Origin of the sequence: Paraburkholderia tropica, from assembly GCF_014171495.1 — a bacterium.
Classification (GTDB): Bacteria; Pseudomonadota; Gammaproteobacteria; order Burkholderiales; family Burkholderiaceae; genus Paraburkholderia; species Paraburkholderia tropica.
Genome location: NZ_CP049135.1, coordinates 673,365 through 696,647 on the forward strand (window position 1 = coordinate 673,365; position 23,283 = coordinate 696,647).

17 protein-coding genes are annotated in these 23,283 nt (G+C 61.8%); 2 read left to right on the plus strand and 15 right to left on the minus strand.

Annotated features, from left to right (window positions below; genetic code table 11):
* Positions 1–373: 373 nt before the first annotated feature.
* From tssG to tssF, 5 genes are all read right to left on the minus strand, one after another.
* The gene (tssG, locus tag G5S35_RS17885) at positions 374–1,453 is read right to left on the minus strand and encodes a type VI secretion system baseplate subunit TssG (RefSeq protein ID WP_237181439.1); all 1,080 of its coding nucleotides are present in this window, start codon (positions 1,451–1,453) and stop codon (positions 374–376) included.
* A gap of 67 nt (positions 1,454–1,520) precedes the next feature.
* Positions 1,521–1,769: a PAAR domain-containing protein gene (locus G5S35_RS17890; RefSeq protein WP_124261230.1), complete on the minus strand. Its 249-nt coding sequence runs from the start codon at positions 1,767–1,769 to the stop codon at positions 1,521–1,523.
* Between the two features lie 10 nt (positions 1,770–1,779).
* Complete coding sequence (locus tag G5S35_RS17895) at positions 1,780–2,703, minus strand: hypothetical protein (RefSeq protein ID WP_183039480.1); 924 nt, start codon at positions 2,701–2,703, stop codon at positions 1,780–1,782.
* On the minus strand, positions 2,651–6,307 hold the full coding sequence (locus tag G5S35_RS17900; protein WP_124261228.1) for a type VI secretion system Vgr family protein: 3,657 nt from the start codon (positions 6,305–6,307) through the stop codon (positions 2,651–2,653). Before G5S35_RS17900 ends, G5S35_RS17895 begins: the two co-directional genes overlap by 53 nt.
* A gap of 13 nt (positions 6,308–6,320) precedes the next feature.
* On the minus strand, positions 6,321–8,252 hold the full coding sequence (gene tssF / locus G5S35_RS17905; RefSeq protein ID WP_124261227.1) for a type VI secretion system baseplate subunit TssF: 1,932 nt from the start codon (positions 8,250–8,252) through the stop codon (positions 6,321–6,323).
* Between the two features lie 623 nt (positions 8,253–8,875).
* Between tssF and G5S35_RS17910 the strand changes: the two genes are divergently transcribed.
* Positions 8,876–9,166, plus strand: a complete 291-nt coding sequence (locus tag G5S35_RS17910) for a hypothetical protein (RefSeq protein WP_074985883.1) — start codon at positions 8,876–8,878, stop codon at positions 9,164–9,166.
* A 516-nt stretch (positions 9,167–9,682) separates the two neighbouring features.
* Here the strand turns inward: G5S35_RS17910 and G5S35_RS17915 are convergent.
* From G5S35_RS17915 to G5S35_RS17950, 8 genes are all read right to left on the minus strand, one after another.
* Positions 9,683–11,452, minus strand: a complete 1,770-nt coding sequence (locus tag G5S35_RS17915; RefSeq protein WP_183039338.1) for an acid phosphatase — start codon at positions 11,450–11,452, stop codon at positions 9,683–9,685.
* Positions 11,453–11,646: 194 nt separating this feature from the next.
* Positions 11,647–12,513 carry a proteasome-type protease gene (locus tag G5S35_RS17920; protein WP_065064972.1) on the minus strand — a complete coding sequence of 289 codons (867 nt, stop codon included), beginning with the start codon at positions 12,511–12,513 and terminating at the stop codon, positions 11,647–11,649.
* 92 nt (positions 12,514–12,605) lie between these two features.
* Complete coding sequence (locus G5S35_RS17925; RefSeq protein ID WP_065064971.1) at positions 12,606–13,415, minus strand: transglutaminase family protein; 810 nt, start codon at positions 13,413–13,415, stop codon at positions 12,606–12,608.
* Between the two features lie 74 nt (positions 13,416–13,489).
* The gene (locus G5S35_RS17930) at positions 13,490–14,443 is read right to left on the minus strand and encodes an alpha-E domain-containing protein (protein ID WP_065064970.1); all 954 of its coding nucleotides are present in this window, start codon (positions 14,441–14,443) and stop codon (positions 13,490–13,492) included.
* Between the two features lie 91 nt (positions 14,444–14,534).
* Positions 14,535–15,941: a circularly permuted type 2 ATP-grasp protein gene (locus tag G5S35_RS17935; RefSeq protein WP_065064984.1), complete on the minus strand. Its 1,407-nt coding sequence runs from the start codon at positions 15,939–15,941 to the stop codon at positions 14,535–14,537.
* 354 nt (positions 15,942–16,295) lie between these two features.
* Entirely contained in the window at positions 16,296–17,771 is a 1,476-nt protein-coding gene (locus tag G5S35_RS17940; protein WP_183039339.1) for a glycosyltransferase family 2 protein, read from the minus strand.
* A gap of 67 nt (positions 17,772–17,838) precedes the next feature.
* Positions 17,839–18,453, minus strand: a complete 615-nt coding sequence (locus G5S35_RS17945) for a cytochrome b (protein ID WP_065064968.1) — start codon at positions 18,451–18,453, stop codon at positions 17,839–17,841.
* A gap of 328 nt (positions 18,454–18,781) precedes the next feature.
* Positions 18,782–20,266: a catalase gene (locus G5S35_RS17950; protein WP_065064967.1), complete on the minus strand. Its 1,485-nt coding sequence runs from the start codon at positions 20,264–20,266 to the stop codon at positions 18,782–18,784.
* A 509-nt stretch (positions 20,267–20,775) separates the two neighbouring features.
* Here G5S35_RS17950 and phaP point away from each other — a divergent pair.
* Entirely contained in the window at positions 20,776–21,336 is a 561-nt protein-coding gene (gene phaP, locus G5S35_RS17955; protein WP_065064966.1) for a TIGR01841 family phasin, read from the plus strand.
* 141 nt (positions 21,337–21,477) lie between these two features.
* Here phaP and G5S35_RS17960 read toward each other — a convergent pair whose 3' ends face one another.
* Complete coding sequence (locus G5S35_RS17960) at positions 21,478–22,167, minus strand: FadR/GntR family transcriptional regulator (protein WP_065064965.1); 690 nt, start codon at positions 22,165–22,167, stop codon at positions 21,478–21,480.
* 120 nt (positions 22,168–22,287) lie between these two features.
* Entirely contained in the window at positions 22,288–23,217 is a 930-nt protein-coding gene (locus G5S35_RS17965) for an aldose epimerase family protein (RefSeq protein ID WP_183039340.1), read from the minus strand.
* Between the last annotated feature and the right edge of the window lie 66 nt (positions 23,218–23,283).

Below are 23,283 nucleotides of genomic sequence, written 5' to 3' on the forward strand. Positions count from 1 at the left end.
GATATCAGCATCTGGGTGGCACTGGCTGAAATTCTCGCCTGCGGCACCGCTAGCAAAGCTGACGCTATCCGGCCACCTTCGTCTATTTTTCATATTTACTGGCTTGGTTGTATATGGTGCGCTGCACACAAAATTTGGAACAGTCGCGGATTCCGCCCGCTATCACCCCGGACTGAACGCGCGCGACCCGGTAAGTTCCGGAACACTCACCGCCGCATTACACAGCACGACCAGACCTGCAAACCCCACGCTTATACGTCCGATCACACCGCCCGCCAGCCGTCTGCTCGCATCGGTGGCTTGCGAGTTGTGGATTCATCAGCGTCACGATCGCGATCACAGCCATATTCTGTCCGCAAAGGCCGGCGCCGGTTCAACAAGATACATCGTGCACGCCGCCCACAGGGAGCATCGGACTCATTCGTCCATCGTTCCGACCATCCACTGCGAGTTGCCTCAGATATTGTTCAGGTTCGATGCGCATACCGACCACCGGCTGCCGACCTGCCTGCCGCCCCATCCAGCTTGACCAGCCCAATTTGTGCTGATCCCCTAACATTGCCTCCGGCATGCAATCCGGCCGAATCTGTAATTCCAGCAGCCATTCATACTCCCGTCCGATGTACGCCCGCACCCAGGCAATCAGCCGCAGCAAGTCCTTTCCCTGCGGCGTGAAGCGCTGATACGTTTCCAGATCGACCGGCCCTATCACCATGCAGAAACGGTGAGACCGGGAGAACACGTGACCACCCAGCATGGCTCCGCACCCCAGCGTGGCGGCTCCCACCTCTTGCCCCATGCGGCATTGCAGCTCAGAGGGCAGCGCGATCCAGTCATCCGAAAGTTCCTCAATGCGCACCGGCACGCCAAAGTGCCAGGCTGTTGATGCGGCCAGCGCATCGGGACTGCGCGCTTCGCGTATCAGATGAGGCGAAGCGGCAAGCCTTGCGTGCGTAGGCAACGATACAGTTCGTGTGTACCGGAACATGCAGCCCGACAGACTGCCGACGTAGAACGAAAACCTGTCCCGCTCGGGCCGGTCGAGGCTTACGACCGATTGCGCCGACGCCCATGCGCGGTAAAGCAACGCGAGCGCGCCATGATGAAAGATGTCGAGGAAATTGCTCAACGTCGGATCGCGCCGATGTTCTTCGCGCTCGCGGGCGATTTCCGTGACATGCAGTGGCAACGGGCCGTTCGGCCCGAGCATGCCCAGGCTGTAAAGGCGGATGCGCAACTTGCCGTTGACCACCCGCGCGTCCGCGATCTCGCTGGGCGCGAAAATCAGGCTCGGCTTCTGGCCCAGCTGAAACGGTTCACGTTTTGACAGAAGCGCCGTGCCGACCGGATCGATGTCGGGGTTCGCGCTGACCCGGCGCATGAGCGCGAAGAAGCTGTATTTCCAGGGCGTGTCCTGCACGCGCTCGATCAATTCGGGCGGCAAGGCAGCCACGAGTTGTGTCCGCTCCATCATTTACCTTGCTGGAAGGGGCCGCGTGAACCCACGCGGCACGGGTAGATCACTCGGTACTTGAAATCAGGCTGCACCCGCATGTGGCATGGTGGCCCTTGCGGGCAACCGGGATGCCGTGATCGGTGATGTCGTCATCACCTTCCACAATCACGTTCGGATTAATTTCGGGATGTAGCGGACATTCCACGAAATCTCCCTTGCGGGCCACAGACCTGCCTTCGTATTCCATCGTCTCTGAACCAGTGACGACCGCGCCACCGTGATCGGTTGTATCGCCAAGTCGGATGAAGTCCATGCGGTTACTCCTACGGATGTGCTTTGAGATAGGCGTTGAACGCCTTGATTTCCTCAGGAGTCGAGGGATAATCGCGGGAAAAATTAACGTGACTACTCAACGATGCAAACTCAACTACACCGCTTAGTAACGCCGGTTCCATGATCCGTTTTATACTGATATTCGCCGCGATTATATATTCACCCCTCTTGATGGGCTTATCGGGAAAAGCTACGAATTCAATACTGCGAACTTGACCTGGATTTATTAAAAATGACCCCGCATCACTTGCTCCAGGATTAGCTAGTTGCGCCCCTCCTACGTCATCAATCAAAAAATATACATCTTCGGATTGATTACTTGATGCTGGTTTTCCAAGTACCGCAATGTTTGAACTCCCCAGAATTCGATTAGACTCCCCCTCCCAAGTCGCTGGATTTTCGAAAACAATTCTCTCATTTCCAGAATTTATAAATTTAATCGTGACAAGCAAACCCCCATTTCGACTCGGGATTACATCAATCTTGGCATCAAGTTTGCACAGTCGTTGCCCTTCTCTAAAGAAACGCTTGACGTACTTATCAACCAGCGATTTTGAAACGAACCTCCCCTCGTCCTGCGGAGCTTGCTTGAGCTTGCCCCGCAATTCAGAGAGCACGTCCGTTGATATATGCCCAGTAAATATACCAACACCCTTCATTTCGTCGTCACGCGTATCTCCGCGCAAAATCATTTGATAAGAATCCCCCTCAAACAACACAGAGGTCGGTGCATCATAAACATTGTACTCACGCACAACAAATTCCATTGCTCCCTCGCGACCAAAACTATAGGTAAAATGAGTCATTAAAAAAACTAAACACAAAATTACTCGTCGCATATTCATATTAAAATTTTGTTCGTCAGTTTGAATTTGGTGTGGGGACGTTGCCGCGCACTGCCCAAGTAGAGCCATTCTGCTCGTGAAACCATTTAAGTACATGCGCAAGGTAGTATGGCGGCGTCTCCGCCTCAGGCCTTAGGCATCCGCCCCCCATCAAAGTATTCCTGGTTTCACCTTGCCAAATCTCTTTATTGGGATTATTTTTTGCCAACGGATAATTCAAAGACTTATCTGATTTTATATACGTCTTGTGAATCGCCCCCATCCCCCAATAATACTCATCAGGAAAACCAAAAATGTGCCCAACCTCATGCGTGTGGACCTGTTCCTTGTCGTAGCTATAATAAATATCGACATTATTAACAGTTTTGTTGTAACTTTTTTCGCCCCAATTTGCGGCATCCGCTCTGAGTGATTTTTCGTACAGAGATATCTTCTTATGGGCTTTCCCATCTGGGTCGCTCGTCAAAAATTCGATCACAAATCTAACTGGAACTTTCGCGCCACATACGTTTCCACGCGGACAGCTAATATCCACCAAATAATAATTATTGCGATTAAACGTTCGTTCAATTTTAGCTTTTGCTGCTGCAATGAATGACGCTATGGAGCTAACTTCACGCGGTCGTTTGACGCGGGTCGGGTCACTCGAATTCCAATCGACATCATGGTTATGTGGGACTACCTTCGCCACTCCATCCACTGTCTGGACGATCTCCATCGGCTCAAGCAAGATACGTGCAGTCAATGTGATAATTTTTGTTGTTTTATCGTAGGAAATCTGATACTTACCTTGATAACCAGTATAGTTAACTGATTTGGGTGTATTTGTGGCTGCGTCTATCACTTGATTTCCAAGGTAGTCCACGTAGTAATACTCGCCACTCTCGACGTCCTCATCCTTGGGGTCAGTTTTGTAATCAACACCGGCCCAACTACAGTTAGCGCCCACGGCCCCCGAATCTGCGCGGTCAATTGGGGTTGTAGAGGCTGTCGAAGCAGTACCGCTGGTCGAGCGCGTACTCGCAGAAGTATCGGCACTCGTAGTATTCGTGGCTTTCGCAGAACCGCTTGCGGCTTTGCTCGTTCGATCTTCCTTTCTTGCGTGTGGTGCGGGTGGCTCCGAAACCGCAGAAAGGGAAGGAGCTGGCTCACTAGCAGTTGTTAAACCAATCGCTTCCCCGCAGGAATATTCGAACGGATGAGGTACAAAAGTCGTCAGCCGGGGATACATGGTCGCCGCGTCAGCCTTCTTCCACGTTGCCCCTTTCTCCAGGATCGGCCCTGGTGAGCCATTGACAATTCCATTGGCATTGATCTGGATGAATGAGCCACCTGCCGCTAGCACGAGTTCTTGCTCCGCGCTGATGGTGATCTTTCCTTCCGAGCTGGTCACTTCGATATTGCCAAGCGCCTTGATCGACATCGGGCCACCCTGTGCCTCTATCTGCACCGGCCCTTTCGCCGAGAAGAATTTCATGCCGTCCCGGTAGGCGAAAAGCGATATCGAACCAGCCACGGACGCATACATTGAGCGCCCTGCCGACAGGCTGTAGTCGCGCCCCACTGTGATCGCGTGATCGTGCCGACTCGCCATATGGGTGCTGTCCGTAGCCGTTGTGGCAATGCCCGCAGCGCTCGCAACGACAATATCTGGCCGCGTCATTTCCGGCGACGGGTCGTTAGCGGTTTTCTGACCGCCCTTGATTGCATCGTTCTGCGTCTTGATCGCCGCTGTCACGTCAGCCTGGCTCGACGCAGGCGCCTGCGCATTGTGCTTCTGCGCCAGTTGCGACAGCTCCTCGTGGTGCTGGCGAGCTTGCGTGAGACGCGCCACCGTTTCGCCCATATCCTTAACGGGAGCCGTCGCACCGTCCCGCGATTCAGACGTCAGCAGCACCCCCTTGTTGGCCCGCACGACTGCATGCGCTTCGGTGGCCACTTCGACACCTTCGCCACGCGCGTTTGTGCGGCCCTTGTCACCGTCGATGTTTCTGATGTTGCCGGCGATAAAGCGCGAGTGTGCGTGATCGCTCGTGACCTGTACCTGTAGTTCCCCTGGTGTATCGTCCGTCACCACCGTGTTGGAACCTTTGTCGTAGCCTTCGAGACTCAGGCTGCGCCATCCCGAAAGCGCGTGATTGTGGTACAGCTCCCACGGCACGGCGTTGTAGTCCGTTGCGTGACTGCCCAGGATGAAAGGCCGGTCCGGGTCCATGTTCACGAACCCGATGTAGACGTGATCACCCACGCGCGGCGTCCATATCCCGCCATACTGTTTGCCCTGCCAGATCTGCATCGGCGGTATCCAGCACGACGCCTCATCGTCAAGCTGGTTCTCCCGGTCCCAGATGAATTTCGCGCGCACACGTCCCATTGCATCGGTGAACACGCCGGGGGTCTTGTCGCACCCGGTCACGATGGCTTTTTCCGCGAACGCGCGCGGCTTCTTCGCTTTCAGCGGTATGCGGTAATAGTGGCCTGACGGCACACCCGTGAATTTCATGCGGCAGGAGTATTCACGCCCGTTGTCGCCGCTTTGCGTGACCGAATCGTTGTTCACGATTTCGAACTTGGTCCCGGTCACGATGTATTTGCGGTTCACCGGTCTGAGCGGATAGCCGGTGATCGTGAACTGGCGGCCAACCTTCAACCCGCGCAGGTTCCCACTACCCTTGATAACAAGTGACTTGTTACGATGCGCGTCGCTGCGCACCAGCGCCAGATGGTCGCCCTCAAACTCCTCGTCATTGCGTTCCGAGTTCAGGCCCATGCCGCCCTGCATCGGCTGCGCGTAGTCGCCCCAGTTATATTCCTCGGCGTTATCGTTCATGGTGTCGCTGCGCTGCCCCATTTTGCGCGCGTAACCATTCACGTCCGCCATCGTATAGTCGTAGTCCATCAAGACCACCTGTCCCGTGGTCAAACCTCGGCCATACTTCAGCTTGTGGATATGCTCCTCATCAACACGCTGGCCGCCGCGCTCGATATACCGGACCGTCCTGTACGGTTCGTCCTGGCCCGGATAACCGTGGTTATCAATCATCACCAGCGTGCTTCCTTCCCAGTAGAAGCACAGACCCCATTCCTGCCACAGCAGGTTGAGGTAATCCCAGTCACTCATCCAGAATTGCCGCTGGTAGTCGCGCTTCGGATACGGGCGACGGCCATTGAATGCGCCGATTACCTTGTCCCAGTCAACATTGAATTTGTACTGGCTCAGGATTTTGTGTGAGATCTGCAGCACGTCCATATCCCTGAAGTGCCGATTCTCGCGGTTCAGCGAAGCGAGCCAGAGAAAACAGCGCAGCCGCAGCCGGTAGTACATGCGCCGGTCGTCAGAACCCAGGCACAGCATTTCGCCTATCACGCCCGTGATCTCCCGCACCCCCGCACCCACATTGACTTCACCTTCACCGAGCGTACCGCTGCCGTCGATGGCGATCTTGAGCGTCAGGTTCTGGCCGAGTATCTTGCTGATATCAACCACATCCGCCATGGTGGAAGGCTCAAGCCCGCTGGCCTCGATGGTCTGCACGTCAATCCAGTAATCGGAAAGCGTGCCGAGCTTTTCCACACCCCGGCATCGCACCACTTCAAAGACCGGCTTGCCGAAATACTCGGGAATCGCGTTGCTGACTATTTCCAGCGTGCGCGACTGCGTGTTCCATGCCATGAATCACTCTCCGTCAGAGAACGCCCCGCGTACCGCTACGCGTGGGCCAGGTAAAGACCTCGCCACGCTGGAGCGTGCGCAACGTGGTGCGGGTAAAGGAAAGTCCGGAAACGTGACGGGCGACATAGCGCTCAAGTGCAAGCGCAAATGTGAACGGAGACCAGCCCTCAAGTTTCGATTCATCGAAAGTGAGCGTCACGGCGAGGCCACGCATAGGTGCCATGTCGCCGTCGATGCAGTGCATGGCCAGCACCGGCGCAACCGATGCCCCGCACAGGCTCGCGAGGAAGCGCGCCATCGTCGTGTCGCCCGCAGACAGGTAATGCGTGAGCCACAGACGGAGACCCGCCCCCGGATCGGGATCGCCAGACTCGTCATCGAACACGGCAAGCGGGAGTTGAAGCTGATACACCAGGTGCCACGCAGCATCGCCACGTGCACCCAGCGTCAACGGCGGACGAGGCGGTGTCGGGCCGCGCACAAAATCCACGCGGTTGACGGCTTTGGCGTTCTTCACATCCAGATCGCCGGTCGCGCGGCGCGGCATCACACAAGGCAGATCGCCGTTCGTCAGCCAGGCGTCGATCTCCAGCAGCGTCACATCCGTGTCGTCAGGCTCGTGCCGTGCGTCGTAGAACCGGATCGCCGTGCGCGTCTGCACGGCTTCCTTGCGCGTTTCGTAGCGCCGCATGTTGTCTGGAATGAGTTCCTGCGTGCGACACAGCCGGAAGTATCTCGGCGTGCGCTGCGTGTCGTCGGGTAGCGCCACGTCGAGTGGTTCATAGCCCAGCACGGGCGAATTCTCATCGACCTGCGCATACGCTTTCACGACCGAATGCACCTGATAGTCCGTCGCCTTGCCAACTGCAGACACAAGCCTGTGTTCCGCCTGCGTCGGATCGAGCACCATGCGCGTTGTTCGCTGCTGCGTGAGGTTCACGACGGGCGTGCAGTACAGTGCGAAATCATCCGTATCGACCTGCTGTTCGAGCGTCGTAACATCGCGCGAAAGCAGCAGCACAATTTCTACTTCAGCGCCGGGAATATCCTTGAGACCCGCCGCGAGGCCCGAGAGTGCGAAGAACCAGAAACGCTCCGGCATGGCGAAGAAGTCATGCACGAGCCTCTGCCCGTGCCACTTCGGCAGCACCGGGCGCAGCAAACTTCCCTCCGGCTCCAGCCCCTCGTACTCCACGCGCATGGCGGGCCGCCCGGAGCGATCGATGCCATACAGCTCACCGCCCTCGAACGCGTCAGGCGCACCCATTACCATGCCGATCACGCTCGTATGAATCAGCTCGAAAAGTTGCGAGGCGAGCGCCGGTTCTCCGCAGAGATACACGGGCAGCCTGTCCAGACCTGCGAGCTTTGCAATGCGCGTCTCTTTCAGCGACGACAGACGCAGACGTATCGCACCGCGCACACGCGAAACATCCCCGCCGTCGCGCAGGTAGCGGTACATCGCGGGGATGTCAGCAGGGATGCCGGTAAGCCTGACCCGGCTGATACGCAGCGGCCAGATCGTGACGGCCTGCGTCGTCAGAAACACGCATTCGGTTTGCCCATCGGAATATTCTGGCCCGGACGTACCCATGCTCAGGCGCGTATCGCGGGGCAACAACGCCCCCTCGGGCGTATGCACACCCTTCGCGTCGGGCTGGAACCGCGTCACGCCCAGCGACGGCAGAGGCGCATTAAAGTTGACATCAATGCAATCGAGCAGACGCTGTGGAATTTCAAGCGGCCAGCGGTCAATGCGCATTTCCGAATGCGCCGCACTCAATGCATACGCCTGAAGCAGTCGATCGATGTAGGGGTCGCGTACTTCGTTCCCGTGCGCGCCGAGCCTCGCGGCGATCTTTGGGTGCTTCTGTGCGAATTCACTAAACAGCCCCGTGACGTACGTCAACTGCCGCAGGTAATAATCAAGAAGTTCCGGGGCCATTGCCGTCCCGTCAGATTGATCTGCATTCCTTATCTATCAAACCACACGACAAAGGCGGCAGACGCGAAGGCCAGAAAAAAGTTGCAACGTGAAATTAAGTAAAGCCCTATACCCGCGGCCGAGAGACATCGGAACTCGGCCGCGGTTTAGAGACTGGCGCTGTAAGGAACCAGCGGGCGTGGCACCGCCCTTAGGCTGAGAGCCCCTGCCCTTCGGGCCAGCAGAGAATCTTATATTGCACTTTAGGGCCGCAACACAGCTTGACGGCCGTCAAGTGCAGGCAGACAGGACGCGAGGTGGTACCCAACCTCGGAATTTTCCTAACAATCAGCGCTCCAATCTGATCACCTCATCGCCCCACCATTTCTCTCATATTGACGGATTTCACGGTAACTTCATGCCGTTCCCTCTGCCGTTCCGGAAACCGACCAGCTTGACTAACCGGTGCGTCTCATAGCTCATGGCACTCTGAGTTCGTCGTGTCTCCGCCTTTTCCCAACCGGAACCGCGATCGACTGGTGCAGCGTCGCCACACATTCACGAGCGACACACTACGCACTACCAGGTAATCCATAGTTTTGAGATCGGTTTACGATCAAAGACCACTCGCACAGGAGGCAAAGATGTTTATCAACGCATGGCGCGGTCAGGAACGGTGCTGGAAGGTTTGGTGGCTGCTCGGTCTCCCCTACGGCCTCGTTGCCGGCTTCATCCTGCGCGCGTGCGTGCAAGCCGAGGCATCGACGCTCGCGTTGCTGGTCGTCGTCATGCTTTATGCGGCCGGACTGTTTCTGTGGATGGTCTGCGCCTGGCGTTGCGCGCCCAACGTGAAAACATCGCTCTGGACGCCCACTTCCCGCGCGCTCATCGTCCTCCAGACAGTCGCGCTGGTCTGGCAGGCCGCTGACGCCTGATCGCGCCAATCCCGTCGCCGCTTCCCTCGCCCCTCACGCGAAGCCCGCCTTCGCACGCTCACGCATCACGCGACAAAGTTCTCCACAGATTTTGTTGGCAGCCCTGTGCGTAACCCTGGGACGAGTGCGCCAAGTGCCTGATGCATATCGTTTTGTTCACGACGTTTCCAATCAGAGCAGATCGGGCGCCAGGCGCCACGTCCCCGCGCGGCTTGTCCACAGATTTTGTTCACAGCCTTGTGGGCAACCTTGGGACATTTCACCTAAGTCATTGACAGAAAAAGAGAAGCGCGCCGGGAGCAGCAGAAATGCACGTTTTTTGCGCAAAAAAGTTGTCCACAGTTTTTGTTGAAAACTTTGGGGATAACCTCCTGGAGATTACGCCAACCCATTGATCGGACGGACAGTTAGTCGCTCCAGTCACGAAAGCGGCAACTGCGTCTGCGATGAGCACCGCTCGCGCGGGCGAGGCGCTCGCCTCCCCGCTTCGCGTTCGATTACCTCTCTTCGCTCACCTCAGGCCAGATCGAGCGCCGCCGTCAGATCGCCAGGCGGCGTCTGTCCGCGCTCGGCAAACGCCCGGTCGCGCGACGCCACGCCGTCGAGCGGCGCGAGGCCGTGCACGCGGCTGATGAAGCGCAGGATCGACGCCGTGTCGTAGAACGTGTGATCGACGTAACCCTGCTTCGCGAACGGCGCGATCACGAGCGCCGGAATGCGCGAGCCCGGTCCCCAGCGGTCGCCCGTGGGCGGCGCGACCGGATCCCACCAGCCGCCGTTCTCGTCGTGCGTCATGACGATCACCGTGTTGGCCCATTGCGGGCTGCGCTGCAGATGCTCGATGACGGCGGCCACGTGCCGGTCGCCCGACTCCACATCCGCATAGCCCGCGTGCATGTTCAGATTGCCCTGCGGCTTGTAGAAGGTCACCGTCGGCAGACGGCCCGCGTCGATGTCGGCGAGCAGGCGGTTGGTGGCCGGATCGTCGCCCACGCCCGCGTCGCGCAGGTGCCGCGCGCGCTCCGCCGTCCCCGGCGCAAAGCTCGCGAAGTAGTTGAAGGGCTGATGGTGATACTGAAAATCCGGCACCGCGCCGGTATCGCGATGGTCGAGCGCGTACTGCCAGGCGCCGCTGTACCACGCCCAGTCGACACCCTTCGCCGACAGCCGGTCGCCGATCGTCGCGTAGGTTTGCGGCGGCAACACGCGCGGATCGGCGGCATCGGCCCACGCCGCATTGCCGTCCTCGGCCGGACGCACACTACTCGGCTGATACGGCGGCGCCATCGTATTGACCGCGTAGCCGTCGGGCGTGAACAGGCCGTCGTTCACGAACTTCGGCGGGCCGCCGAGCGCCGACGCCGGACTCGCCGCCGCCGTTTTCAGACGCGTGCCGAGCGGATCGTCGCCATCGAGCACGGAAACCAGATGCTTCGCCGGGCTCGCCTGGATGTTGGGATAGAACGGCGCCTGCGCAGAGATCAGGAAGATGTGGTTGAGCCACGAACCGCCGAACGCGGCCATGAAGAAGTTGTCGCAAAGCGTGTATTGCTGGGCGAGTTTCCACAGCCTCAGCGAGTCCGCCGAATTCTCGTAATAGCCCATCACGAGCCCGCCCGAGTCGCCCCACGCGGCGAACTGGTCGTTGCGGCCGCCGTTGATCTGCATCTGGTTCTGATAGAAGCGATGCACGAGGTCGCGCGTGATGACGCCGTTCGGCAGCGGCCGGCCCTGCGCGTCGGCGATGCGGAACGGCCCGTTCGACAGCCCCGTGATGGCCTGCTCGTCGACCATGTAGCGCCGGCCGCCGACTTCCTGCGCCTGCGGAACGAGCCCGCCCCAGATCTTCGGCAACTGCGCGAGCGCGGTTTTGCCGTCGCGGTCGAGCTGCGTATAGCGCGCTGCGCCGACACCGGCAAGCGGCGTCTGCACGCCCGGAAAATCGCCGTACAGGTTCACGAAGCTACGGTTCTCGGCGTAGATCACGACGATGTGGCGCACCTGGTCGCGCAACGCCGCATCCACGCGCGCGTCGGCCGCGCTGCGCGGCGCACCGGGTCCGCCCGTCGCGCCCGTCGCGCCCGTCGAGCCCATCGTGCCGGTCGCGCCCGGCCCGGTCGTCTCGCAGCCGCCGATCGCGAGGCCCACGCCCACCGCCGCGAGGCCGCCCAGCACGCGGCGACGCGTGGGATCGTCGGGGCCGCTCGGGCCGTGTGCGTTGCCCTGATCGCTCGGCGGGCCGCCTGCTTCGTGCGGGTCCTCGGGCTTCGGGTCGTCGTGCTTCATGAACCTGTCTCCTGTGTCCGGTCGAAAGTCGCACGGGCTGCGCGCCGCGCGCGGGCTACACGTCTCACGGGAGGATACCGCGTGCGTCGGCGCAAGCGACGCACGCATGACGGTTCGGCGGCCTTACATGCCCCGACATGCCCCGACGTGCCCCGATGCGCCTGACGTGCCCGAAGCTGCCGAAGGATCAGGCGTCAGGTGTTACGCGGCGGCAGCCCGGGCTGCGGCCCTTGCGCGAGCGTCTGCGCAAGACGCGGCTCGGTGCCGCCGCCGTCGTGCGCGGGCCGCGCGACGATCGGCAGATCGACGCGCTCGTGACGCGGCGCGCTGCCGCCATCGGTCCAGAGCGGATCGGGAATCTCGCTGAACACCTGACGCAGCCGCTCGCCCCACGTCGAATGCAGCATGTCGAAATAGGCGTTCGATTCATCGAGCGATGCATAGCGAGTCACGCGCAACGCATCGCGCTCGTAGACGAGCAAATCGAGCGGCAAACCCACCGAGAGATTCGAGCGCAAGGTGGAATCCATCGAAATGAGCGCGCATTTCGCAGCCTCGTCGAGCGGCGTGCGCGGCGTCAGCACGCGATCGATGATCGGCTTGCCGTACTTCGATTCGCCGATCTGGAAATACGGATTGACGCTCGACGTCTCGATGAAATTGCCCGCCGCGTAGATCTGGAACAGCCGCATCGGCTGACCGCGCAACTGCCCGCCGAGGATGAAGCTGCAATTGAAATCGACGTTGAAGGCCTTGAGCGCCTCGGCGTCGCGCCGATGCACCTCGCGCACCGCCTCGCCGACAAGCCGCGCCGCCTCGACCATGCCCGGCACGTTCCAGAGCGTGGGCCGCGCCGGGTCCTGATGCTCGGTGAGCACCTGTAGCGTCGCCTGCGTGATCGCCAGATTGCCGGCCACGAGCAGCACCAGCACGCGTTCGCCCGGCTCCTCGAACACGGCCATCTTGCGCGACGTGCTGATGTGATCGACGCCCGCGTTGGTACGCGTATCCGCGAGAAAAACGAGGCCGTCGTCGACGGCCATGGCTACACAGTAGGTCATGCTGTTCCCTCGACGCGTCGCTCCACGCACCGGATGTTGCCGATGCGAAACACGCGTCGTCTCCTTGAGTTTCCTTTCCGATATCGAGAAAACTATTGCTGCGCACTCAGTGCACTCTGCGCGCTGACGCGCACGTTCACGTCCATCGTCTCGTTCAGTCCGCCGATGCGGCGTCCGCGCACCGGCGCCGCCGCTTCGTAGTCGCGGCCCACGGCAATGCGGCAGTACTTCTCGCTCGCGAAACACGCATGCGTGACGTCCACCGTGACCCAGCCGCCGTCGAGCCAGACATCGACCCACGCGTGGCTCGCCATCTCCGGCACGTCGCCGGGATCGACATAGCCGCTCACGTAGCGCGCCGGCACGCCGCGCGCGCGGCACAGCGCCAACATCACGTGCGCGTGGTCCTGACACACGCCGCGCCCGATCGCGAGCGCATCCGCGGCCGTGTGCGTGACGTCTGTCACGCCCGCTTCGTAGCGCACGCGCTCGGTCACGCGCGCCGCCGCCTCGAGCAGCGCGGCCGCGCTATCGAGCGGCGCGAGACTGTGCGCGAACGCGGCGAGCGCGTCGTCGGCTTCGGTCAGGCGCGTGGGCGACGTGAAATGCTCGGCGGGAATCGGGCCCTCGCCTTCGGGCAACCGACCGTCGGCGAGCGGCACCGTCTCCACTTCGCCGCGCACGCGTAGCCGGATCTCGTTGTGCGGCTTCGAGAGCACCAGCGTCATCAGCGTGTTGCCGTAGGCGTCACGGCTCGCGTCGAGCTTGCCCGGAGCATCGACATGCCATTGCGTGACGATCTGGCTCGACGTGGTGAGCGGCGCGAGGCGCAACTGCTGGATCGAATAATGCACGGGCGCATCGTAGCGATAAACGGTGTCGTGGCGAATCGCGAGTTGCATGGCGAAAGTCCTTCAACAAAACGGCAACAAGAACCACATCAAGACGAAAAAGATATCGATCCACGCGCGCCCGTCTAACCCACCGGCAGCATCAGATAGGTACGCGCCACCTGGTTGCCGAGTTCGTAGACGCGCGCGAGGAACTGCGTGAGAAACGTATGCACGCCCACCGAAAAAATCTGCCGCAGATCCGCATAGAGCAGTTCGGCGCGCAGCTTGCCCGCCGTGCGCTCGACCTCTTTCGACGTGTCCGTGCGCAGCATCGCGAGATTCGCGCACACGCCGTCCATCGACGCGAGCAGCGAACGCGGCATCTGCTGATTGAGGATCAACAGTTCGACCACGCGCGCCGGCGTGACCACGTCGCGATAGACCTTGCGATAGATTTCGAGCGCCGACACCGAACTCAGAATCGACGTCCAGTAATAGAAGTCTTCGAGCTGACGCGCGGCGGAACGCGAATCGGCGTTATCGACTTCCACGAAACGCACGTCGAGAATGCGCGCGGTGTTGTCGGCGCGTTCGAGAAAGGTGCCGAGCTGCGTGAAGAACAGCGCGTCGTCCTGCAACGCTGTCCCCACACGCACGCCGCGCGACAAATGCGAGCGGAATTTCACCCATTCGAACAGCGTTTCCGGATGCGTGCTCAATTCGTCGGTTCGCAGCAGCTCGTGAAACTGCAGCCAGGTGTCGTTGACTGTTTCCCACCACTCCGTCGTGAGCGTGCCGCGCACGGCGCGCGCGTTTTCACGCGCGGCCTGCAGACACGAATAGATACTCGACGGGTTGGTCGGGTCCGCGACCAGAAATTCGAGCACGTTCGCGCGCGTGACCTTCTCGTGACGCGCGTCGAAGGCCGCGTCGAGCTCGGAGATGCGCAGCATCGCGCGATGCGTGCGCGCCTCGTCGTCGGCATTGCCCGGCAGCAGCAGCGCCTTGAGATTGATGTCCAGCATGCGCGCGGTGTTCTCGGCCCGCTCCATATAACGGGCCATCCAGAACAGATGATCGGCGGTACGGCTCAGCATGGTCGTTCCTCTTCGGTTCCAGTTGCAGCGATTCTGTCGAGCGGGTTGATTCGAGCTTTATTCGCGGGTTATTCGCGGTTCATTCGCGGATTTATTCCAGCACCCACGTATCCTTCGTGCCGCCGCCTTGCGACGAATTCACGACCAGCGAGCCTTCCTTGAGCGCCACGCGCGTGAGGCCGCCCGCCGCCATCTGCACGGTCTTGCCGGACAGCACGAACGGACGCAGGTCGATGTGGCGCGGCGCGATGCCCGCTTCCACGAAAGTCGGGCACGCCGACAGCGACAGCGTGGGCTGCGCGATGTAATTGCCGGGCCGCGCGATCAGCCGCGCGCGAAACGCCTCGATTTCCGCGCGCGTCGAAGCGGGGCCGACGAGCATGCCGTAACCGCCCGCGCCGTGCACTTCCTTCACCACCAGTTCGGGCAGCCGGTCGAGCGTGTAGGCGAGATCTTCGGGGCGGCGGCATTGCCACGTCGGCACATTGTTGAGAATCGGTTTTTCGCCGAGATAGAACTCGATCATGTCCGGCACATACGGATAGATCGACTTGTCGTCGGCCACGCCGGTGCCCATCGCGTTCGCGAGCACCACGCGGCCCGCGCGATATGCCGTGAGCAGCCCCGCCACGCCGAGCGCCGAATCGGCGCGAAATGCGAGCGGATCGAGAAAGTCGTCGTCCACGCGGCGATAGATCACGTCGACGCGGCGCGGGCCTTGCGTCGTGCGCATGAACACGTAGTTGTCTTCGACGAACAGATCGCTGCCTTCGACCAGTTCGACGCCCATCTGCTGCGCAAGAAACGTGTGCTCGAAATACGCCGAGTTGTACATGCCCGGCGTGAGCAGCACGACGGTGGGATCGTCCACGCCCGCGGGCGCGCAGGCGCGCAGCGTTTCGAGCAGCAGATCGGGATAATGCGCGACCGGCGCCACCTTGTGCTGCACGAAGAGTTCGGGGAAAAGCCGCATCATCATCTTGCGGTTTTCGAGCATGTACGAGACGCCGGACGGCACGCGCAGATTGTCTTCGAGCACGTAGAACGCGCCGTCGCGGCCGTCGCGCACGATGTCGATACCCGCGATATGCGCGTAGACGCCGAGCGGCAGATCGATGCCCTGCATTTCGGGCCGATACTGCGCGTTGGTATAGACCTGCTCGGCCGGAATGCGCCCGGCGCGCACGATGTCGCGATCGTGATAGACGTCGTGCAGAAACAGATTGAGCGCCTGCACGCGCTGACGCAAACCGCGTTCGAGCAGCGCCCATTCGTCGGCGGGAATGATGCGGGGAATCAGGTCGAACGGAATCAGACGTTCGGTTCCGGACAGGTCGCCGTTGACCGCGAACGTGATCCCCACACGCCTGAACAGCAGGTCCGCCTCGGCGCGCTTGCGCGCCATCGTTTCGCCAGTCTGCCGCTCCAGCCAGTGCTGGAACCGCTCGTAGTGCGGGCGCACGGCGCCCTCATCGCGCATTTCGTCATGGACTTGCATCGGCTCGTTCTCGCGCGTGGATGCAGCGGCGCGTCTCGCACGCATGATCGTCGTGGCGTCATGCGTGGCGCGCTGCGTACTCTGGAAAAGCAAGGGACATGCCATCCGCGCGCCCCGTTTCGCGCGCCTTCATGGTGCAAATCGGCGCGCGTAAACGAAAGCCGCCGCGCAATGCGCGAGCGGCTGGCAACGCCAACCGTCCGCGCGCCTCATCGTGGTGCAGAGGCGGTGCGGACCGGGCAGGCGACGTTAGATCAGAGGAAAGCGCAGCGTCATCAAGACGAAAAACGTCTTGATGACGCCGGAGCCGGCCATCGGAAGATCGAGGCCGGAAACCTGCTCAGTACTCAGCGCTCAGCGAGAAGAGGCCGCGCTTTCGCGCTGCCCGTGGGCGCTGAGCCCGGTGCGCTGCTGCACGCCCCATTTACGCCGCCCAAGCAGGAAATGGAACCAGCCGAGTGTGGCACCCGTGTGACGCATGAGCTGAAACGAGAACGGCTCGAAAATCGCCGCCAGCAACGCCATGCCGAAGCTGGAATGCGTGCGGTCGCCGCTCCAGCGCCGGTACAGGTGCACCGAGAACAGATGGAACGCGAGATCGATCGCAATCTTGCCGACGATCACCGCGAGCACGGGCAGCACGATCGTGAAGCGCCCGTCGAAAAGAAAACCGAGCAGCAACGCGAACGCCGTGAGCCCGTAGATGGGCTGCACCGTATCGAACGCCTTGACCGGCAGCATCATGAGACCGAGCTTGCCGTAACGGCGATTGCCGGTCATGTCGCGATACCAGTACTGCGTTTGCAGAAAGCCCGCGAACCAGCGGCGACGCTGGCGCAGGAAGCTCGCGAGCGTACCGGGCGCGTCGGTGGTGGCGCGCGCCGTGCCGATCACGCGCACGTCCCAGCCCAGACCTTCGCGCGCCGAATGGCGGCGCAGGCGATGGATCAGTTCGTAGTCCTCGACGAGACAATGCGGATCGAAGCCGCCCACCGTCATCACCGCCTCGCGCCGGAACGCCGCGAAAGCGCCCGAAACGAGCAGCAGGCTGTCGGCGCGCATCCACGCAAAGCGCGAAATGAAATTGCGGATGTACTCGTAGGTCTGGAACCACTGGAAGAAGCGCCCGCTCGCCGAGTTGCCGCAGACCGGCGTGAGCAGCCCCGCCGCCGCGACCAGTTGCGGCTCGCGGCCGAATGCCGTGGCCATGGAGGCACAGGCGTCGGGTTCGAGCAGCGTATCGGCGTCGACGGTCATCACGGTCTCGGTGTCCATCGCGCTGAGCGCCGCGTTGAGCGCGCGCGCTTTGCCGCCGTGCGCGAGCTTCAGCCAGCGCAGCGTCGGATAGCGCGCGGACGGCGCGCTCAGGCGCCCTTCGCCCGGATCGGCGAGCCCGTAGCGTTGCGCGAGCAGCGCGGCCGTGCCGTCGCTCGAACCGTCGTCGGCGATCACGATCTGCTGCGGCGCGCGCGTCTGCGCGAACAGCGCGTCGAGCGTGATCGGCAACACGGCGGCCTCGTTGTGCGCGGCGACAATCACGCCGAGCGTGGGCAGCGCGTGCGGCGGCGCCGCCGATTCGTCGCTGGCCGGCGCGGGACGCAACAGCACGCGCGCCTGCCACGCCACGAACAGCAGCAGCACGGTGTCGTAAATCACATAGGCGATGCCGGTCGACCACGCCACCACGCCCTGCAGGAAGAACGCGCGCGCGAACAGCACGCACCAGAGCACCATGACGCTCAAGTGAATCACGACGCTGATCAGCGGTGTGGGCGGCGGCGTCAGGCGCGGGGAAGTGCGCGCAAGCGCCTGGTCGAGCGAGTCGTTCAAGGCATTCCTTTTGTGTTCGTTGCGTCGAGGCATGTCGTCAGCGCGATCCGTCGTTGCGTGGCGGCCTTCACGGCATCATCCGGCGCAGCACCGAATGACGATCGATCCATTGATGCTTGAGCGCGCCCGCGATATGCAGCGCGAGCACGCCGTAAAGCGCATAGCTGCACGCCGTATGCAAGGCGCCGAACTGCTCGTGCAACTGGTTCTTGGTCGCCGGATCGAGATTCATGATGAAGCCGATGCGCGGCCACTCGAACAGGCCGAACAGATACATGGGATGCGAGGCGGCGGCCACCCACGCGGAATCGTGCAGCCAGCCCGAGAGCGGCATCGCGAAGATCAGCACGTACAGCGCGATGTGCGCGGCATGGGCCGCGACTTTTTCCCAGGTGGGAAATTCGGCGGGCAGCGGCGGCGGACGATGCGTGAGGCGCCACAGCACGCGCAGGATCGCGAGACCGAGCACCGTGATGCCGATGGACTTGTGCGTGTCGATCACGAAGCGGATCGCGTTGTCGGAGAGCGTGCCGTCGGGCAGCAGCGCGGCGCTCAGGCCGAGCGCGACGTTGCCGAGGATCAGCAACGCGATCGACCAGTGCAGCAGCACCGCGACGCGCGTGTATTTGGACGAAGCGCCTGCACTGTCGAGACGGGAATCGGCGGAGAGAGAAGTTTTCACGTGAACGTGCCGTAACGGGTCAGTTGGGTTAACGCGCCGCGCGTCGAAATTATTCCCGCCACGCGCGGCAGGCGGCCGGGTTCTCAGGCGTTCAAACGAGCGTTCATAGCGAGCACTCATACGATTGCGCGCGATGCCGCCGCCCGGCAATGCGCCCATTATGGCCCGTCGTCCCTGACACTGCAGAAGCCGCCCGATGGCGCGCGTGTCAGTTTGGCGTCCGGCAGCCGTCATGCAACGGTAATGAAAATGAAAAAACCGGAGCGGCCCGCAGGGACCGATCCGGTTCGGGATAAAGCAGATGAAGCGTGTTCGAAGACGCGCGGGCTTACTTCGCGGGCTCGGCCACCTTCTGCGCGGCGCCGGCCTTTTCCTCGATGCGACGGCCCACGTCGGCGTCGATATTCTTCCAGTACGTGAAGACGTTCTCGCGCACCGGGCTGCCCACGCCGTTCAGGCTCGCCACCACCTGCTCGACCAGCAGTTCGCGCTGCTTGTCGTTGAACACCTTGCGCACGAGATCGCCGGGCTGGCCGAAGTCGTCGTCTTCCGCGTGCAGCGTGTAGGCGCTGCGCACCATGTCGCCGTCGGTTTCCCAGCCGTCTTCGGCGGGACCGGTTTCGTCCGCCCACGGACGGCCGAAGCTGTTCGGCACGTAGACCGGCGCGTTGCCGGTGTGCTCGTAAGCCATGTGACCGTCGAACTGATAGGTCTGCACCGGCACCTTCGGACGGTTCACCGGCAACTGGTTGAAGTTCGTGCCGATGCGCGCGCGATGCGCATCGTTATAGGCGAACGCGCGGCCCAGCAGCATCTTGTCCGGCGACAGGCCGATGCCCGGCACGGTGTTGCCCGGCGAGAACGCGGCCTGCTCGATCTGCGCGAAGAAGTTTTCCGGATTGCGGTTCAGCGTCATCGTGCCGACCTTGATCAGCGGATAGTCCTTGTGCGACCAGGTCTTGGTCAGATCGAACGGATTGAAGCGATAGTGCTTCGCCTCCGCGTACGGCATGACCTGCACGAACAGCGTCCACGACGGGAATTCACCGCGCTTGATGGCCTCGAACAGATCGCGGCGATGGAAGTCGGCGTCGCGGCCCGCCGTCGCCTCGGCTTCGGCATTCGTGAAATTGGCCATGCCTTGCTGGGTGTGGAAGTGATACTTGACCCAGAACTTCTCGCCCTTCGCGTTCACCCACATATACGTGTGCGAACCGTAGCCATTCATGTTGCGCCACGTCTTGGGCAAGCCGCGCTCGCCCATCAGATACGTGACCTGATGCGCCGATTCCGGATTGTTGGTCCAGAAGTCCCACTGCATTTCGCTGTCGCGCAGACCCGAATCGGGCAGACGCTTCTGGCTGCGGATGAAGTGCGGGAACTTCATCGGATCGCGCACGAAAAACACCGGCGTGTTGTTGCCGACCAGATCGTAATTGCCTTCGGTCGTGTAGAACTTCAGCGAGAAACCGCGCACGTCGCGCCAGGTGTCCGGGCTGCCCATTTCGCCCGCGACGGTCGAGAAGCGCGCCAGCATTTCGGTGGCCGCGCCCTTCTGGAACAGCGCCGCCTTCGTATATTGCGAGACGTCCTCGGTGGTCTTGAACTCGCCGAACGCACCGGAGCCCTTCGCATGCGGTTGACGCTCGGGCACCTTCTCGCGATTGAAGTGCGCCATCTGCTCGAGGAAATGCACGTCGTGCAGCAGGATCGGACCGTCCGGTCCCACCGTCAGCGAGTTACGGTCGCTGACGGCCGGTGCGCCCGCGCTCGTCGTGGATTTGCCAAGAGGCTTGCCGCTCGATTCAGCCATGTCACATCTCCTGTGAAATCGCCAGGCCGCGCTGCGCGGATCGCATCCGCGCTCCTCGTCGATGGGAGCGTCGCGGCTGGATTGGGGGACGGGTCTGCGCGCGGGCTGCCGCGCGAGAGAGGGAACATTGTGCACGCATGCGCAAAGCGCTGCGCTTAACGCGTGCCGCACCTTGACGCCGGTTCGCCATTGCTGCGGCGGCCACGTGTTTCCGATCGGAATATCGTGCCGACGACGCGGTTTTCGTATCGGAATCATGCGCTGCGCATCGGCAATTTTCGCCTTCCACCACGCTTGCACCCTGTCAAAAATTCCCAAAGCGAATCAAGCGTTTACTGAAATGTTGCGACGCACAATAAAGTGCTTGACACAGGCTTCTTTTGAGATATTATGAACCTCGATTGCTGCATCGCATCAATGCGCGAACCGGTGATCGATTCGATTGAAAGACCTCTTTTATTCGCAAACGGAACCGACGCGTAGCGGTCCCCACCATCAGGAACGACGACATGTCTCTGCCCACTCCCGAACAATTCGCCGCCACCCAGAAAGCGGGTCTCGAAGCGCTTTTCGGTCTCACGACCAAGGCGTTCGAAGGCGCGGTCAAGCTCGCTGAACTGAACATCGAAACGGCCCGCGCGGCAATCGCCGAAGGCCAGGAACACGCGCAGCGCTCGCTGTCGTCGAAGGACCCGCAAGGCTTCTTCGCGCTGCAGGCAGGCTTCGCCCAGCCGGCCGCCGAAAAGGCGCTGGCTTATGGCCGCAACGTGTACGCCATCGTCTCGGCCGCGCAGTCGGAATTCACCCAGGCCGCGCAAAGCCAGATCGAGCAGCAGCAACACGCCGTGCAGACCTTCGTCGACAACGCTGCGAAGAATGCCCCGGCCGGTTCGGAAACCGCCGTCGCCGCCTTCAAGTCGGCCATCACGGCTGCGCAAGGCGCTTACGACTCGGTGAACAAGGCCGCGAAGCAAGCCGCTGAAATGGCGGAAACGAATTTCGACGCCGTGACCAAGGCCGCCTCGAAGGCCGCCGCTCAGGCCACGCGCGCCGCCAAGCAGGCAGCGTAAGCGTCTGGCGATTCAGGCGCCCTCGCCGGCCGTCAGGCCGGATATCGGCGAGGGCGACAGGGGTAAAAAAAGCGGGTTTCGTGCAAACGAAACCCGCTTTTTCTTTGCCGCGCGAGATAGATTCGCGCGCGGGGCGCGGGCTCAGGAGCCGAACATCCGGCTGACGGCCTGTTCGAGGTGATCGCGCATGGCCTGCGCGGCGCGCTCGGCGTTGCGCGCCTGAATGGCTTCGAGCACTTCGAGGTGCTCCTGCTGCACGATGCGCTGACGCTCAATCGACTTCACGAGCGACAGATTGCGCGACAGGTTCATGCTGAACACCATCTGCTCCTGGATGCCCGAGAGCGCGGTGATGAAAAACTGGTTCTTCGACGCGCGGGCCACGGCCATGTGGAAGGCGAAGTCGTCCTTCGCGCCGATGCCCGAGGTCTCGATGATCGTTTGCAGGTTGTCCCACTCGTGGCGGATCGCGGCGATGTCGGCGTCGTCGGCCTTCTGCGCGGCGAGCGAGGCCGCACCCGACTCCACCACCACGCGATATTCGTAGCAGCGACGGATGTCCGACAACGTTTCGAGCGGCGCGAAGCGGCGCACGTCCGGATCGGGACGGCGCATGACCGTGGTGCCCGAACCGTGACGCGTGGCGATGATGCCGTCCGCGCGCAGCTGCGCGAGCGCTTCGCGCACGGTCGGACGCGAGGTCGCGAAGCGTTCCGCGAGCATGTGCTCGGTCGGCAGCCGCTCCCCTTCCTTGTATTCGCCTTCGATGATCCGGTTCAGGATGTCGCTGTAAATCCGCGCCGGCATATTCGGCGCTTTCTGCTCAGCCATGGTCAGTGCTACGCGTAGGTTGTCAGGTATGTCGTGGATTGTAAGTCATTGACGCGGCGCTTCGGCGAATCTTCGGCTTTCTACGCCCCGTATGGCGCGCGCTGCGGCGATTTCTCGCGCTCACGCCAAATCGCTGACAACTATCCGCAAGGTCGCGGTTTCGCGCTGTCCCGGTGCGAGCCAGCGCAGCCCGAGGCCGCTGTGGATCGCGTCGGGCAAGCCGAGCCAGGGCTCGATGCAGTAGAAATCCGAATCGGCCGCCAGCGTCCATGAAGTCACGGCGTACCACGGCGTCGAGCCCGGACGGCGCAGGTCGATGTCGATCGCGCGCTTCAATGTCGGCATCTCGATGCGCACCGTGCGCCCGGGCTCACCGTCGAGGCAATGAAAGCGGTCGACGATTTGCGGATCGTCGAAGCGATAGCGCGTCGCGCCAGGCGTGGGCGCGGTCGTCGTGCCATCGGCGAGCTGATGGCGGTAGACGTTGCGCGGCAGCGTCAAACTGGCCGCGCCGCGCTGCGCGTGCGGCAGCGCGAAGTAGAAATGATGGCCCGCGTAATAGGGCAACGGCGAAGGCAACGGCACAGCGCCTTTACGCGCCGTATTCGTGGTCGTCAGCTCGACTTCGAGCGTGTTTTCGTCGATCAGCCGGTACGCGGCCTCGAAGCGAAAGCTGAACGGATAGCCCGCGCGCGTCGCGTCGCTGTCGGTAAGCGTCATGCGCACGGCGTCGCCGGCGGCATCGACTTGCGCCTCGAACGGCAGATCGCGCGCGAAGCCGTGCAAAGGCACCTCGCGCACCACGCCCTGCGCGTCGCGCCAGCGCCCGATCACGCCATCCACGCGATGCCGCGCGATGAACGGAAACAGCAGCGGATTGCCGCCGCGCACCAGCGCGGGCTGGCTCCAGTCGGCGCTATCGGGCCAATGGATGATCGACTCGCCATGTCGATGCCACGACAACAGCCGTCCGCCCGCTTGCGGCGCGACGCGCAGCAGCGAACCGCCGCGCCCGATTTCAATGACGTCCTGATCCTGAAACTTCGGCATGGCGTGTTTCGCTGATAGTCGCGCTTGTGCGCTTGTGCGGGCGGGGTTTCGTATCGGAAAACGAGA

Bases quoted from the DNA above. Each gene is read 5' to 3' on its own strand.
- G5S35_RS17890 (WP_124261230.1), bottom strand. From the start codon at position 1,769: ATGGACTTCATCCGACTTGGCGATACAACCGATCACGGTGGCGCGGTC.
- G5S35_RS17895 (WP_183039480.1), bottom strand. From the start codon at position 2,703: ATGGCTCTACTTGGGCAGTGCGCGGCAACGTCCCCACACCAAATTCAA.
- G5S35_RS17900 (WP_124261228.1), bottom strand. From the start codon at position 6,307: ATGGCATGGAACACGCAGTCGCGCACGCTGGAAATAGTCAGCAACGCG.
- tssF (WP_124261227.1), bottom strand. From the start codon at position 8,252: ATGGCCCCGGAACTTCTTGATTATTACCTGCGGCAGTTGACGTACGTC.
- G5S35_RS17910 (WP_074985883.1), top strand. From the start codon at position 8,876: ATGTTTATCAACGCATGGCGCGGTCAGGAACGGTGCTGGAAGGTTTGG.
- G5S35_RS17915 (WP_183039338.1), bottom strand. From the start codon at position 11,452: ATGAAGCACGACGACCCGAAGCCCGAGGACCCGCACGAAGCAGGCGGC.
- G5S35_RS17920 (WP_065064972.1), bottom strand. From the start codon at position 12,513: ATGACCTACTGTGTAGCCATGGCCGTCGACGACGGCCTCGTTTTTCTC.
- G5S35_RS17925 (WP_065064971.1), bottom strand. From the start codon at position 13,415: ATGCAACTCGCGATTCGCCACGACACCGTTTATCGCTACGATGCGCCC.
- G5S35_RS17930 (WP_065064970.1), bottom strand. From the start codon at position 14,443: ATGCTGAGCCGTACCGCCGATCATCTGTTCTGGATGGCCCGTTATATG.
- G5S35_RS17935 (WP_065064984.1), bottom strand. From the start codon at position 15,941: ATGCAAGTCCATGACGAAATGCGCGATGAGGGCGCCGTGCGCCCGCAC.
- G5S35_RS17950 (WP_065064967.1), bottom strand. From the start codon at position 20,266: ATGGCTGAATCGAGCGGCAAGCCTCTTGGCAAATCCACGACGAGCGCG.
- phaP (WP_065064966.1), top strand. From the start codon at position 20,776: ATGTCTCTGCCCACTCCCGAACAATTCGCCGCCACCCAGAAAGCGGGT.
- G5S35_RS17960 (WP_065064965.1), bottom strand. From the start codon at position 22,167: ATGGCTGAGCAGAAAGCGCCGAATATGCCGGCGCGGATTTACAGCGAC.
- G5S35_RS17965 (WP_183039340.1), bottom strand. From the start codon at position 23,217: ATGCCGAAGTTTCAGGATCAGGACGTCATTGAAATCGGGCGCGGCGGT.